This is a genomic window from Hymenobacter jejuensis (genome assembly GCF_006337165.1).
Lineage (GTDB): Bacteria > Bacteroidota > Bacteroidia > Cytophagales > Hymenobacteraceae > Hymenobacter > Hymenobacter jejuensis.
Genome location: NZ_CP040896.1, coordinates 76,204 through 90,733, shown reverse-complemented (window position 1 = coordinate 90,733; position 14,530 = coordinate 76,204). Strand labels below are relative to the sequence as shown.

Annotated in this window: 12 protein-coding genes, 1 other RNA gene and 1 riboswitch; of the genes, 11 read left to right on the top strand and 2 right to left on the bottom strand. The window is 55.0% G+C overall.

Annotated elements, in window-relative coordinates:
• The first annotated feature begins 3 nt into the window (after window positions 1–3).
• The 7 genes from FHG12_RS00295 to FHG12_RS00265 all read left to right on the top strand — a co-directional run bounded on the left by FHG12_RS00295 (window position 4) and on the right by FHG12_RS00265 (window position 5,567).
• Window positions 4–522 (top strand): carboxypeptidase-like regulatory domain-containing protein, encoded by a 519-nt coding sequence (locus FHG12_RS00295; RefSeq protein ID WP_139513510.1) that lies wholly within the window; start codon window positions 4–6, stop codon window positions 520–522.
• Between the two features lie 186 nt (window positions 523–708).
• Window positions 709–805: signal recognition particle sRNA small type (ffs, locus tag FHG12_RS00290), an RNA gene on the top strand.
• 309 nt (window positions 806–1,114) lie between these two features.
• A complete protein-coding gene (locus tag FHG12_RS00285) occupies window positions 1,115–2,815 on the top strand; it encodes a M28 family metallopeptidase (RefSeq protein WP_139513509.1) in 1,701 nt (566 codons plus the stop codon).
• Between the two features lie 115 nt (window positions 2,816–2,930).
• Complete coding sequence (fsa, locus tag FHG12_RS00280; protein ID WP_139513508.1) at window positions 2,931–3,587, top strand: fructose-6-phosphate aldolase; 657 nt, start codon at window positions 2,931–2,933, stop codon at window positions 3,585–3,587.
• Window positions 3,588–3,675: 88 nt separating this feature from the next.
• Window positions 3,676–3,879 (top strand): fructose-6-phosphate aldolase, encoded by a 204-nt coding sequence (locus FHG12_RS00275; protein ID WP_139517639.1) that lies wholly within the window; start codon window positions 3,676–3,678, stop codon window positions 3,877–3,879.
• A gap of 74 nt (window positions 3,880–3,953) precedes the next feature.
• On the top strand, window positions 3,954–4,643 hold the full coding sequence (locus FHG12_RS00270) for a cell division ATP-binding protein FtsE (RefSeq protein WP_139513507.1): 690 nt from the start codon (window positions 3,954–3,956) through the stop codon (window positions 4,641–4,643).
• 15 nt (window positions 4,644–4,658) lie between these two features.
• Window positions 4,659–5,567: a glycosyltransferase family 2 protein gene (locus FHG12_RS00265; protein ID WP_139513506.1), complete on the top strand. Its 909-nt coding sequence runs from the start codon at window positions 4,659–4,661 to the stop codon at window positions 5,565–5,567.
• A 72-nt stretch (window positions 5,568–5,639) separates the two neighbouring features.
• Here FHG12_RS00265 and FHG12_RS00260 read toward each other — a convergent pair whose 3' ends face one another.
• Window positions 5,640–6,581 (bottom strand): DUF6565 domain-containing protein, encoded by a 942-nt coding sequence (locus tag FHG12_RS00260; RefSeq protein WP_139513505.1) that lies wholly within the window; start codon window positions 6,579–6,581, stop codon window positions 5,640–5,642.
• 156 nt (window positions 6,582–6,737) lie between these two features.
• Here FHG12_RS00260 and FHG12_RS00255 point away from each other — a divergent pair, with 156 nt between their 5' ends.
• The 4 genes from FHG12_RS00255 to FHG12_RS00240 all read left to right on the top strand — a co-directional run bounded on the left by FHG12_RS00255 (window position 6,738) and on the right by FHG12_RS00240 (window position 11,792).
• Window positions 6,738–7,874 (top strand): DegT/DnrJ/EryC1/StrS family aminotransferase, encoded by a 1,137-nt coding sequence (locus FHG12_RS00255; protein ID WP_230471236.1) that lies wholly within the window; start codon window positions 6,738–6,740, stop codon window positions 7,872–7,874.
• Between the two features lie 53 nt (window positions 7,875–7,927).
• Window positions 7,928–8,938, top strand: a complete 1,011-nt coding sequence (locus FHG12_RS00250; RefSeq protein ID WP_139513504.1) for a Gfo/Idh/MocA family protein — start codon at window positions 7,928–7,930, stop codon at window positions 8,936–8,938.
• A 128-nt stretch (window positions 8,939–9,066) separates the two neighbouring features.
• A complete protein-coding gene (locus FHG12_RS00245; protein ID WP_139513503.1) occupies window positions 9,067–9,819 on the top strand; it encodes an EcsC family protein in 753 nt (250 codons plus the stop codon).
• Between the two features lie 73 nt (window positions 9,820–9,892).
• A riboswitch (SAM riboswitch) is annotated at window positions 9,893–9,984 on the top strand.
• A 329-nt stretch (window positions 9,985–10,313) separates the two neighbouring features.
• On the top strand, window positions 10,314–11,792 hold the full coding sequence (locus FHG12_RS00240; protein WP_139513502.1) for an amino acid permease: 1,479 nt from the start codon (window positions 10,314–10,316) through the stop codon (window positions 11,790–11,792).
• Between the two features lie 107 nt (window positions 11,793–11,899).
• Here FHG12_RS00240 and FHG12_RS00235 read toward each other — a convergent pair whose 3' ends face one another.
• Window positions 11,900–14,527: an MGH1-like glycoside hydrolase domain-containing protein gene (locus FHG12_RS00235; protein ID WP_139513501.1), complete on the bottom strand. Its 2,628-nt coding sequence runs from the start codon at window positions 14,525–14,527 to the stop codon at window positions 11,900–11,902.
• Between the last annotated feature and the right edge of the window lie 3 nt (window positions 14,528–14,530).

Below are 14,530 nucleotides of genomic sequence, written 5' to 3'. Positions count from 1 at the left end.
CCCATGCGCTACCTACTCCGCTCCCTCGCCGTTCTCGCTTCGTTGTTTCTTACTTCGGTGGCCGTGGCACAATCTGGAAATACCGAGCCGCAATTGGCTGTTGTGCCCGTAACGTCGCCTGCATCCATTAATGAGCAAAGGCCTGATAAAGAAACGGTTAGCACTGCCCCTGATTTTGCAAACACGGCATCTGCCGAGCCTGCCTCCGCTATTGTTGAGAAATCAAAGCTCGACGCAGTGGCACACATGAAGCCTGTGCTTATAACAGGACGGGTCACGAACGAACAGAATCTACCAATGGCCGGCGTGACGGTGAGCCTGAAGGGATCGGCTGCCCTCACCATTACCGACGCTGAAGGGAAGTACACGCTGCAAGCCCCAGCCGGTACCAACGCCATATTATATAGCTACGGAGGGTATCAGGACAAAGAGTTGTTTGCCAGTAACTTCCTGCCAGTGGTAGTAAGTTTGATGCCGACATCAACAGCCAAGGAAAAAAATCGCGGCAAGCGTGATCGATAAGCAGGGCTTGTTGCTGGTGAGGTCAGTTAGGCCACACCGATTTATTTTGGCCTGACGTACAGGCTAGGATTTTGTAAGTAGTTAGTTAGGTGGGTATTGCAGCCTCGATGGATGACAGAAACCGCAATTCGGCGCTCAGAAACCAAAAAAACTTGTGCGTTCTTACAATCCCTACGTATATTTGTCCCGGCGAATCAGTACGACCAGCTCCTGCTGAACTCCCCCAGGACCGGAAGGTAGCAAGGGTAGGTGGTTGAGCGGTGCGATATTGGTTCGCTTTTTTTTGCCCTTACCTCAATAAGTGTTGTTAAAGGACTTGTTGAGTTAGCTTCTGGCAAGGTCCAGAAACATATCTATCGAAACCCCGTGGCCTTTTCGCCACGGGGTTTTTGTTTGTCCTGCCAAGAATGAATATTTTGATTTTTGATATAAGTATATGATTATCAAATAGTTATGTTAAACATTGTAAGAAATGCGTGAAATTCTGGCGAAGGGTATTCTGCTGCTTAATTTGGCTACAGGCGTGTATAATTAGCTACTATTGTGTTGTTTACTCCTAAAATTTACTTTCCGAATCAACGTCGCTGCTCCTATGCCTGTTTCTTACCAACGTGTGCTGATTCCTTTGTTTGGTTTGGGGTTGTTGGCCGGCTGCCAGCGCCAGCCCACCGCTGAAACCGTCAGCACCACAAACCCGACCGCCGCTGCGGTTGCTGCCGCAACGCCGACTATTGAAGTGTCGTCAGCGGATCTCGAGGGCTACCTCAAAGCCGTATCCTCCGACGAGTTTCAAGGCCGTAAGCCGTTCACGGCGGGCGAAGAAAAGGTAACCACTTATCTGGCTGATGAATTCAAGAAGCTCGGCCTCCAGCCTGGCCCCAACGGCAGCTACTTTCAGGATGTGCCTATGGTGGAAATCACGGCCACGCCTGCTCCAACCATTCAGATTAAGGGCAAAGGCAAAAGCCTGACGCTGAACTACAAAACCGATTACGTGGCCTTCACCGAGCAAGAGAAGCCGGTGGTGGCGGTGCAAAATTCGCCCCTGGTGTTTGCCGGCTACGGGGTGGTGGCGCCCGAGTACGGCTGGGACGACTACGCCGGGCGGGACGTGCGGGGCAAAACCGTGGTCGTGCTGGTCAACGACCCGGGCAACGCGGGCGCGGACTCGACCGTGTTCAAGGGCCAAGCCATGACCTACTACGGCCGCTGGACCTACAAGTACGAGGAGGCCGCCCGCCACGGCGCCGCCGGCCTGCTCATCGTCCACGACACCAAGCCCGCCGCCTATCCCTGGTCGGTGGTGCAAAGTGGTGCGCTAGGCGCCAAACTACGGCCCCAAACGCCAGACAAAGGCGCCAGCAAGTGTGCCCTAGAAGGCTGGGTCACGCTGGACGCGGCCAAGCGCCTGTTTGCCGCCGCCGGCCAGAACTACGACGAAGCCTACGCCGCTGCCAATACAAAAGGCTTCAAAGCCCGTCCGCTGGGGTTGACGCTGAGCACCAGCATTCAAAATAAGTTGAATCGTCGGGTTTCCAAAAACGTACTGGCCGTGCTGCCAGGCGCAACTCGCCCCGAAGAATACATCATCTATTCGGCCCACTGGGATCACTTTGGTATTGGCAAAGCCATCAACGGAGACTCCATTTACAACGGTGCCGTTGATGACGGAACGGGGCTGGCAGCGCTTCTGAGTATTGCCAAAGCCTTCACCCAAACTCCCACCAAACCCGGCCGCACCATTGTGTTTCTGGCCGTGACCGGCGAAGAGCAGGGTTTGCTGGGCTCGGCCTATTACGCAGCGCATCCGCTTTACCCGCTGGCCAAAACCGTGGCCGACCTGAACATGGACATGCTCTGGCCATACGGGCCGATGAAGGATTTGACGGTGATCGGGTATGGGCAATCGGAGTTGGAAGAGTATGCCCGCGACGCCGCCAAAGCCCAGGATCGTTACATTTTGCCCGATCAGAACCCCGAAACCGGCATGTTTTACCGTTCCGATCACTTCAGCTTCGCCCACGTGGGTGTGCCTTCGCTGTATGCCAGCGGTGGTTTCGAAAGCCGTGAAAAAGGCAAAGACTACGTCGCGCAGTTGCGGCAGAATTACACAGCCCAGCAGTATCATAAGCCTCAGGATCAGTATGATCCACAATGGGACTTGCGCGGAATTACGCAGGATGCTCAACTCTATTTCATGGTGGGCCAGCGCTTGGCCAGCGAAACTACATTCCCAAAATGGCGCGCCACTTCCGAATTTAAGGGCGCTCGCGACAAGAGCCTACAGGAATAAAACAAGCGTGAGCTCGCTTTTGCGAAGCAGCCGAAAAGGAAACGCTTCGGCAGCGTATCTGCTTTAGTGCCCCAAAACGGTTAGCTTTGAGCATTCTTTTTTAACCTTCTGCTGCATGAAATTTTTCATCGATACCGCCAATCTCAAAGACATTCAGGAAGCCGTAGAACTTGGCGTACTGGATGGCGTCACTACCAACCCTTCGCTGATGGCCAAAGAAGGCATCAAGGGCATGGACAACATCATGGCTCATTATAAGCAGATCTGCGAAATGGTGGACGGAGATGTGTCGGCGGAAGTGATCGCTGTAGATTTTGACGAAATGGTGCGGGAAGGGGAGATGTTTGCCGATTTGCACCCCAACATCGTGGTAAAAGTGCCCATGACGCGCGACGGCGTAAAAGCCATCAAGCACTTCTCCGAAAAAGGCATCAAAACCAACTGCACGCTGATTTTCACGGCTGGGCAGGCATTGTTGGCGGCGAAGGCGGGCGCCACCTATGTATCGCCGTTTGTAGGGCGCCTTGATGATATCGGGCACGACGGGTTGCAGCTGATCCAGCAGATCGTAGATATTTTCAGCAACTACGGGTATCCTACGCAAGTGCTGGCGGCTTCCGTGCGCCACGTGCCACACCTGATTCAGTGCGCTGAGTTGGGTGCCGATGTGGTAACCTGTCCGCTCAACGTGATTACGGGCCTGCTCAACCACCCGCTCACCGACAAAGGCTTGGCCCAGTTTCTGGCTGACCACAAGAAAGTTAACGGGTAACCGTTTCAAATAACAAGGCCGGAGTATGGTTTGGTAAGTGCCTGTGCTGCGTATTTCTCAAATTATACTCCGCTATTTCTTCCCAGCAGTGTACATCATCAAGGTAAAAGGCAAGGCCAAGATTCCGGACTATATCCAGCTGCGCGACGAAGCATTTGTGCTCATCGCGTATTTCCGCGCCGACCGTCCGCTGAAGGATCTGCACCGTTACGGTCTGGAAGGCAAGGAAACCGAGCTGGCCGGCGTTATTGAAGGCCTGGAATTTGGCAAACTACAGAAGCTGGAAATTTGATATTGGGTGCCTGCAAGGCTGAGATTTCCACCTCCCCGAAGCCGCGTTGCCCGTTTCCCTAATACCCGAATCGCATGTCAGTTATTGAGCTGCACGACGCCTATATCATGCAGGACGTGAACACGGTGCTGCAAAAAGTCTCGTTTGAGCTTGAAAAAGGTGAATTTGCTTACCTCGTTGGGCGCACAGGCTCAGGCAAAAGCTCGCTCCTGAAAACGCTCTACGCCGACTTGCCATTGGGTGCTGGTGTGGGTACGGTAGTCGGGTATCCGTTGCAGAAGCTGAGCTTGGGCAAGGTGCCTTTTCTGCGTCGGAAGCTGGGCATTATTTTCCAAGACTTCCAATTGCTTTTCGACCGCACCGTGGCCGAAAACCTCACGTTTGTGCTCCGCGCCACGGGTTGGAGCGGCAAAGCAAAAATTCAACAGCGCATTTCCGAGGTGCTGATGCGCGTAGGATTGGCCAACTCGGCGGCCAAAATGCCTCACCAGCTTTCCGGCGGTGAGCAGCAACGCGTTGTCATTGCGCGAGCGCTGCTCAACGAACCGCTGCTGCTGCTGGCCGACGAGCCAACCGGCAACCTCGACCCCGACGTAGCCGACAGCATCATGCGCCTGTTCGTAGAGATCAACAACTCCGGTACGGCCGTCTTGATGGCTACACACAACTATCAGATTATCAAGCAGTACCCAAAGCGGGTGCTGAAGTGTGAAAACGGTCAGCTGCTCGATTCTGCGCGGGCTTCTGTGGTGCTACCCGAGTAGTCAGGGGTTGCTGCAATGGATATTGCGCCCGGACTTTCCATCCTGATTCCGGTGTACAACCGCGACGTGACGGGGCTGGTACGCACCTTACTAGCGCAAGCGTCGGCCTGGGGCGGTCCTGTCGAGATTATTTGTCTAGATGATGCTTCGGAAGTCGCGTTTGCGGCGCTCAATCGTGGGCTGGCTTCCCTAGCAGCGGTGCGCTACGAGGAGCTACCGGAAAACGTAGGCCGAGCCATCATTCGCAACCGTTTGGCGGCGGTGGCACACCATCCGTGGCTGTTATTGCTTGATAACGACAGCGTATTGCCCGACGCCGATTTTCTGTCCCGCTACGCGCACAACCGCGATCGGGCGCCTGTGCTGGTGGGCGGCACGATTTATCCGGCGGCGCCGCCAACCGATCCGGCGTTGCGGTTGCGGTGGCTCTACGGCCGGCTGCGGGAAGCGCGCCCAGCGGCTCTGCGTCAACGCAATTCGCATAACCAGCTGACCCTGAATAATATGCTGATACAGACAGATGTCTTTCGGCGCTTTGGACTCGATGAGCAGCTTACCGACTATGGGCACGAAGACACTAAATTTGGTTGGCTGTTACGCGCAGCTGGGGTGGCCGTTCATCACCTCGACAACCCCGTGCTCCACGATGGCCTGGAGAGCGCGCAGATCTTTCTGCAAAAGACCCACGATGCCGTGCGCAATCTCGCGCGCCTGTATTTGACGGAAGGGCTCGGTCGCGAAACCAAGCTCCTGCGCACGGCCCTGCGCCTGCGCCGTTTGGGACTAAGCGAAGCAGTGCGAGCGGCGTTTCGGTTGCGTTACCAGCAAGTACAGCTCAATCTGCTCTCCGGCAAGCCCAATTTGCGCCAACTCGACGCCCTAAAGCTGTATTGGCTGTTGGAGGAGTTGTCGGTAAGTATTTGATTAGTAAAGAGATATAATAAATCACAAAAGGCCGGACATGTCCGGCCTTTTGTGATTAAATGCAAGTTGCAGCTAGTTCTTATCAGGATTCTTGTCAGTGTTTTTGACTTCCGCCTTTACGTCTTTGTAAGCGCCTTTTACGGCACTGCCTACTTTTTTGCCTACGTTCTCGGCGCCTTTAACTACACCTTTGCCGGCGTTAGTGGCGTCGGCGCCCACGTTTTTGGCGCTCTGCCCAACTTCCACGCCACCACCTTTGGCGGCTGCCTCTTCTTTATGGCCGGTTGCTAGGTCAGCGCCCTGCGACACACGCGATTCGGCTTTGTCAAACGATTTGAAGGCGGCGTATTTGAGCTTTTCTTTCGAGATTTCCAGTTTATCAGAGCCGCTAACGTCTTTTTTGATCTCGTCGTATTTTGCGTCCATGGCCCGCCACTCAGCGTTGATGTTGCGCCAGTCGGCGATCTCGTAGCGGTCCTCGTTGGCCTTAATCATCTTCACAAAGTTCTCGTAGGTGCTACGCGCATTAGCCGCAGTCATGCTGGCCGCCGGGTTGCTGAGCTTGTAGTATTTGCCCGTTTCGGCTGGCGCGTTGTCACTGCTGCTGGTCTTGGTAGTAGTTGTGGTGGTAGTTTTGACTGCGCTGGGCCGGTTACGCCATGCCACGTCGCGCTTGTCGTAGGCGGTGGTGTAGCGGGTGCGCAACTGCTCGATTTCCTGGCGGCGGTTGTTGTCGTATTGGTCAGCGTATTTGTCAACGGCAGCCACTTTCGAGTCAAATTTCGACTTCATCTGGGTGGTTTCGTTGTTGTAAGCCTCTTCCGTTTCGTCGCCCACGCTATCGGCTTTTGCTTCCGCGTTCGACACGAAGGTTTTGAAATCGTTATAGGCTTTATCGCTTTCTTGCGAGGTCTCTTTTTTCTGGTTTGGCGTACATCCCAGTTGGGTAACAGTCAAGCCGCCTACTGCCAGCAGCGCTGTTAACGCATTGATAGTTAGGATCTTTTTAAGCATCGCAACAAGGGTTTAATTTCATAAACGAAATATCCGCTTGCGAATATTTTTCTCTAACTAACGACGCCAAGCAAGCGCAGGTTGCGGAGCAGGTTGCGTTAGCAGCGCTTCCAACAGGCCGTTTATTTTTGAAGCATATCCGTAGCCGTCCTTACTTTGACTGTCACCGCCACACCCATCCAACTGCTCGATCTTGCGGCTCAGCACGCCGTTATTCAGCCAGAACTTGATGCGGCCCTAGGTAAGGTGATGCGCGAAGCAGCGTTCATTCAAGGTGCTGACGTTGAACAATTTGCCGAGGAACTGAGCCGGTATCTCGGTGGCCCGCATGTGATTCCGTGTGGCAACGGTACCGATGCCCTGCAATTGGCACTGATGAGTCTCCGTCTTACGCCGGGCGCCGAAGTCATTGTGCCAGCTTTTACGTATGTGGCTACTATTGAGACAGTTGCAATACTAGGCTTGCGGCCGGTGGTAGTCGATGTGCGGCCCGATACGTTTGGCCTCGACCCGGTGGCGGTGGCTGCGGCACTCACGCCGCGTACGGGTGCGGTCATCGTTGCGCACCTGTTTGGGCAATGTGCTGATGTAGAGGGGTTGTTGCAAATTGCTGATATTCAGAGTATTGTATTAATAGAAGATAACGCGCAATCCCTTGGCGCGACCTACACCTTTGCCGATGGTAGGCAAATGCAGGCCGGCGCGGTGGGCGCGGTGGGAACGACGTCGTTTTTTCCCTCCAAAAACCTTGGTGCCTTCGGCGACGGTGGCGCGCTTTTCACCCGCGACCCCGACCGTGCCACGTACCTGCGCCAACTCTCCAACCACGGCCAGACCCGCAAATACCACCACGAGCACATCGGCCTCAACTCCCGTCTCGATACACTGCAAGCCGCCCTGCTGCGCGTAAAGCTCCGATACTTAGCCACTTGGACGGCTGCCCGGCAGCGCATCGCGGCCCACTATGATGCTGCGCTTGCTGATGTTGCCGGCCTGCATACACCTGCCCGCGACCCCCGCAGCACGCATGTTTTTCACCAATACACTCTCACCCTTGAAAATGAGCAGCGCCGCAACCAACTCCGGCAGCATTTGCTCTCGCAAGGTGTACCCAGCGCTATCTATTACCCGTTGCCCGTGCACTTGCAGCCCGCTTATCATTATTTGAACTACAAAGCCGGCCAATTCCCAGTAGCCGAAAAGTTGTCCCGTTCGGTGTTGTCTCTGCCCATGCATCCTATGTTGACGAACGATCAGGTAGAGTATATTGTGGATATAATACGCCGCTTTTAAGTGCCTATTGTTTGGAAATCAAAGCATTACATCAAGCCGAGAGTAATAAGCTTATGCCGCCGATCCGCTTCGTCATCTGTGGGGTAGGACACATTGGCCGTCGGCATGCTGCTTTGGTTTCTCGCCACGAACGGGCACAGCTGGTGGGCATTGTCGACGTGCGCGCAGAGCTACGACCAGAATTGGGAGCAGAATTTGGGGTGCCGTTTTTCAATTCTTTAGACGCCTTTTTTGCTTCCGAGATAGCCGCGGATGTCCTGACCGTGGCAACTCCCAATAACCTGCACGCACCCCAAGCCATTGCGGGGTTGCACCACGGCTTGCACGTCGTTGTTGAAAAGCCGATTGCTCTTCAATATATTGATGCTGAGGATATTGTGTATACAGCGCAGCAAACAGGCCAGTTGGTGTTTGGGGTAATGCAGAACCGGTACTCGCCCCCGGCCGCTTGGCTCAAGCAAGTCTACAACGAAAGCCGACTCGGTCAGATTTACCTCGTCCAGATCAACTGCTTTTGGAACCGTGATGCGCGTTATTATCGTCCTGGCGGCTGGCGCGGCACCCAGGCCCAGGACGGCGGCACACTCTTCACGCAGTTCAGCCACTTCATCGATTTGTTGTACTGGGTTTTTGGCGATGTTACCAACCTACAGGCTCGTTTTCGAGACTTCAACCATCAGGGCATCACGGAGTTTGAAGACAGTGGCCTCGTTACTTTTGACTTGGTGCGCGGAGGTTCGGGCACGCTTCAATACAGCACCGCGGTCTGGGACCGTAACCTCGAAAGCTCCATCACGGTGATTGCCGAGCACGGCAGCCTCAAAATCGGAGGGCAGTACCTGGATCAAGTCGAATATTGCCACCTACGCGACTACACGTTACCTGCGTTGCCCCCCACCAATCCGGCGAACGAATATGGGGCGTACAAAGGGAGCGCTGCCAACCACGCGCAAGTAATTGATAATGTGATAGATGTGATTCAGCATGGGGCCGCTGTTACAACCAATGCGCAGGAAGGCGCGAAAGTGGTAGAGATCATTGAGCGGATATATCGGTTGAGATAGTTTGGGCGAGTTCGGCGCTTGTTGCGGAAGTCGTGCCGGGGGAAAGAATAGATCGACCCCTGAATCTTTTAGCCAGAATAGATGTAAAGAATTGAGCCTGTAGGTTTTATTCTGCGTATCTATATACTATGACTTCCTACGAACAGCTAGCTTATGCGGAGCTGCGGACGTGGCAAGAACAGATGCAGCGACCGCCCTCATACCTCAACCGCTTCACGCGACGGGTACAGATGCGCCTTAATGCCTGGCTGCCTGAGCGCTTGCATGAAGCCATCACAGTCACTATCAAGCAGATGGTGCGCGGTGTGCTGTACGGCTCTTCGTACCTCACGCGCCGGCCCACTGCCGATGCCTCGCTGGAAGAGCGTGAAAAGTCGGTTCGCTGCCGCGTGCGATCCTACCGCAACACGGCTTCGGCCGAAGGAGCCGTAACAGGCGCGGGCGGCTTCCTGCTGGGGCTGGCCGATTTTCCGTTGCTGTTAGGCCTCAAAATCAAGCTGTTATTTGACGTGGCGTCGCTGTACGGATACGATGTGCGCGACTACACCGAACGCTTGTACTTACTGCATGTGTTTCAGCTGGCCTTTTCGAGCCAGCACACCCGCAACGAAGTGTACCACCGCGTAGTCAATTGGGAAGAGTATCGCCACCAGCTGCCCACCGATGTGCAAGCTTTTGACTGGCGCACTTTCCAGCAAGAGTATCGCGACTACATCGATCTGGCAAAGATGGCCCAGCTGATGCCCTTCATTGGGGCAGCAGTAGGAGCGGTAGCTAATTACCGCCTGATCGAGCAGCTTGGCGAAACCGCCATGAACTGCTTCCGCATGCGGCGCTTTCTCGAGTCGGATGCTGCTGTACCCGCCGAAAGGGCCGCCTGACAGATCGCATTTGGTAATGCAAAGTTGCGGTACGTACCTTTGCGGCATCAATTCTTTCCCCATCAAAGGATTGTTTTTATACCGAGGCGTGGAGAGACAGGCTCTATGAAACGCCGGCAACCCTCGGGCCATCCGAAACGGTGCCAAGTCCTGACCATATAAAAACAAGTTGCCGTGGCTTTTTCCAACAACCTTGCTGCCCCGTTCCTGTTGTGCGCTCGTACGGCTGCTGGCTCCGTTCTGATAACGGCTGATCGTGCCTGCTGCAGCTTCGCATTTGGTTGTTGTTGCTGATTGTTTTTCGGTACTGCCGCAGCTTGTGGCTCCTAATTGAGTCAGAACTTATATTCGTATATAAGACCTTGATAATCAAGTGCTTATATACGAATCAGTAAAGTGATTCTGGTATAGCCAAGCTGCGTAGTCCACAGCCTTTTTTCCCGTTTCTATCGTGATAAGCCGGCCGGTGGCCCGCCTTGTCCGAACCGTATTGTATGTTAAAAAAATCATTGGAACTTCTGCGGCAGGAAGCTGCCGAAACCGGCTCTCATACTCTCAAACGCAGCTTAGGTGGCCTCAACCTGATTGCCATCGGCATCGGGGTAATCATTGGGGCGGGGCTTTTTTCGCTCACCGGCATTGCAGCCGCCAACCACTCCGGACCGGCCGTCACGCTGTCGTTTGTGGTGGCGGCCATTGGCTGCGCCTTTTCGGCTTTGTGCTATGCCGAGTTTGCCTCTATGGTGCCCGTGGCGGGTTCTGCTTATACCTACGCGTATGCCACTCTGGGTGAGCTATTTGCCTGGATCATCGGCTGGGATTTGGTGCTCGAATACTCTGTGGGTGCCGCGACTGTGGCCATCAGCTGGTCGCAGTACTTGGTGCGCTTTCTGGCCAAATACGACCTTCACATGCCGGCGCAGCTCGTGCTTTCGCCCTTCGAAAAAGTTACGCTGGCCGACGGCTCGGTGGTGTCGGGTTTTATCAACTTGCCCGCCATCCTGATCGTGCTCTTCATCACGGCCATCATCATTCGTGGTACGCAAGGCTCGGCCGTTTACAACGGCATTGTGGTGGCCCTGAAGCTCTCAGTAGTGGCCGTGTTTATCGTGCTAGGCTGGCAGTACATCAACCCAGCCAACTACCATCCTTATATTCCGGCCAACACAGGCCACTTTGGCGAGTTTGGTTGGAGCGGCATTTTACGGGGTGCCGGGGTGGTGTTTTTCGTGTTTATCGGCTTCGACATCGTAGCCACCATGGCACAGGAAACGAAGAATCCGCAGCGCAACATGCCCATCGGCATCATCGGCTCGCTGGTGATCTGCACGATTTTGTTTGTGCTGTTCGGGCACGTCATGACGGGTCTGGCCAATTACACGGAGTTCAAAAACAGCGCGGCGCCGGTGGCCATTGCCATCGAAAAGACGCCTTATGCCTGGCTCAGCCAAGCCATCATTATCGCCATTCTGATTGGGTATACCTCCGTGATTCTGGTCGATTTGCTGGGCCAGTCGCGGGTGTTTTTTACCATGTCGCGCGATGGGCTGCTACCCGGCGTTTTCTCCCAGATTCATCCGCGCTTCCAGACGCCGCACAAGTCCAATCTGCTGCTGGGCGTGTTTATTAGCCTGTTTGCCGGGCTGGTGCCCATCAGTGTCGTCGGCGAAATGACGAGCATCGGCACGTTGCTGGCCTTTGTGATGGTGTGCATTGGCATCTTGATTTTGCGCAAGCGCGAGCCTAACACGCCGCGCCCGTTCCGCACGCCGTGGGTGCCGCTGGTGCCGATCTTGGGCATCCTAACCTGCTTAGTGATGATGCTGTCATTGCCCGCCGACACTTGGATTCGTCTGTTTGTGTGGCTGGCCATTGGATTAGCGATCTACTTCGGCTATGGCAAGAAAAACAGCAAGCTGCGGCAAGGCATTCAGGCTGAAGCGCAACCCGCCCCGCAAGAGGTTATTAGTTGATATGAAATTGCTTATAACAAAAGAGCCGGCGCATTGCGCCGGCTCTTTTGTTATAAGCAATTCAGGAGTAAAAACCAATTCCGCCGCTTGGCGCTGTGGCTGCTATGCTATTTTGGGGTATATAACAATTTGGCAATCAGGCCAGTCCAGCCGGTTTGGTGGCTGGCACCTAGGCCTTTGCCGTTGTCGCCGTGGAAGTACTCGTGGAACAGAAGGTAGTCGCGGAAATGCGGGTCCTTTTGCAGCAGCTTGTACTTGCCAAACGCGGGTCGTTGGCCTTTTTTATTGCGAACAAACAGCTTGGTCAGGCGTTCGGAGAGGGCCGCGGCGATTTCTTTAAGGGTGCTGAACTGCCCCGAGCCCGTCGGATATTCTACTTCGAAAGTATCGCCGTAGTAAAAATGGAAACGCTGTAACGACTCGATTATCAAGTAGTTAATCGGGAACCAGATGGGGCCGCGCCAGTTGGAGTTGCCGCCAAACAAATCCGAAACCGACTCGCCGGGGTCGTAGCGCACCGAGAAATCCATCTCGGGGGTTTCGTACACGTACGGATGCTCGAGGTGGTAGCGCGAGAGGGCGCGCACGCCGTATTCGGAGAGAAATTCGGACTCGTCGAGCATGCGGTGAAGGAGCTTTTTCATGCGGTGCCCGCGGAGCAGGGAAAGCAAGTGCCGCTCGCCCTTGCCCGGTTCCTGCCACCGCGACACCAACTCGGCCAAATGAGGCCGGTTGTCCAGAAACCACTTCAGCCGGTACTCAAATTCAGGCATGGCCGCCAGCATTTCGTCGTCGAGTACTTCCACCGCAAACAGCGGAATCAGACCTACGATAGAGCGTACTTTCAAGTGAATGCGCTCATCGTCAGGGGTATGCAGCACGTCGTAAAAGAATTCGTCTTCTTCATCCCACAGGTTGTAGGCTTCATCGCCCACCTTGGTCATGGCCTCGGCGATGTAGAGAAAGTGCTCGAAAAACTTGCTAGCCATGTCCTGATAAACTGGGTTGGTTTTGGCCAGCTCCAGCGCAATACGCATCAGGTTGAGGGCGTACATCGCCACCCAACTCGTGCCGTCGGCTTGCTCGATGTAACCACCGGTCGGCAGGGGCGCGCTGCGGTCGAATACGCCGATGTTGTCAAGGCCCAAGAATCCGCCCTCGAAAATGTTGCGGTTATCCTTGTCTTTGCGATTGACCCACCACGTAAAATTGAGCAGCAGCCGATGGAAAACGGCTTCCAGAAAGGCAATGTCGCCTTGGCCGTTGTTCTGCTTCTGGTCCATCTGGTAGACGCGCCACGTAGCCCAGGCGTGTACTGGCGGGTTTACGTCGGCTAGGTGCCACTCATAGGCCGGCAACTGGCCGTTGGGGTGCATGTACCAGTCGCGCGTGAGCAGAAGGAGTTGCTTTTTGGCAAACTCGGGGTCGAGCATGGCCAACGGAATGCAGTGAAAGGCCAGATCCCAGGCGGCGTACCACGGGTATTCCCACTTATCCGGCATCGAGATGATGTCGGCGTTGCGCAGGTGGCGCCAGTTGCTGTTGCGGCCCTTCTGGCGCTGCGGCGGCGGCGTGAGCACAGCCGGGTCTCCATCGATCCACTGGGCTACATCGTAATAATAATACTGCTTGCTCCAGAGCATTCCGGCAAATGCCTGACGCTGAATGCGTTGCAAGTCAGGTGTGGCCAGCGATTCTTCGAAGTGCCTATAGAATTCATCGGCTTCCTGCTGCCGCGCCACAAATACCTCCTCGAAGCCCGCAAAAGGTTGCTCCAGGTCGGTGTTGTTGCTCAACCGCAGGCACACCGTTTGGCTCGTGCCGCCCTCGATAGTAAAAGAGTAGTGGGCCGCCGCCTTGGTGCCGCGCTCCAACGGGTTGATGGCCGCGATATCATGGTTGAGGATGTAATCGTTGATGCCATCTTTGAAAAAAAGCCGCTCGGGCGGCAGGTTGTAGAGGCGCGGTCCGTTGGTATCGTTGTCGCAGAAGAGCAACTCGGGGTCTTGGGCGCAGTACAGCTTGTAGGAGCCCAGTAGCTCGTGCTCGGTCTGCAACGTGCTGGTGCCGCCAATGCTTATTTTGGGGCGTGCAATGCCAAAATCCCAGGCCCAGGTATTCCGAAACCACAGTTGCGGCACAATGTGCAGCGGTGCCGCTTCCACGCCGCGGTTGTGGGCCGTCACCCGAATCAGGATATCGTCGGGGCCGGCTTTGGCGTACTCAATGAACACGTCGAAGTAGCGGCCTTTATCGAAAATGCCAGTGTCAAGTATCTCGTATTCAGGTTGTTCGCGAGTGCGTCGCTTGCTTTCCTGCACCAGCTGCACGTACGGAAACTCCTGCTGCGGATACTTATACAGCATCTTCATATAGGAGTGCGTGGGCGTGTTGTCGAGGTAGTAATAACACTCTTTCACGTCCTCGCCGTGGTTGCCCTGACCGTTGGTGAGGCCAAATAGGCGCTCCTTCAGAATGCCATCGACTCCGTTCCAGAGGCCCACCGAAAAGCACAGCAGCTGCTCGTCGTCGCTGATGCCGCCAATGCCTTCTTCGCCCCAGCGATAGGCTTTGCTGCGGGCCATGTCGTGCGTAATGTATTCCCAGGCATTGCCGTTGGCGCTGTAGTCTTCTCGAACGGTGCCCCATTGCCGATCGGTAAGGTAGGGGCCAAATTTTTGCCAGTTGGCCGTTTGGGCTTTGTTTTCAGCCAAACGATGTTGTTCCTGCGTCATGGA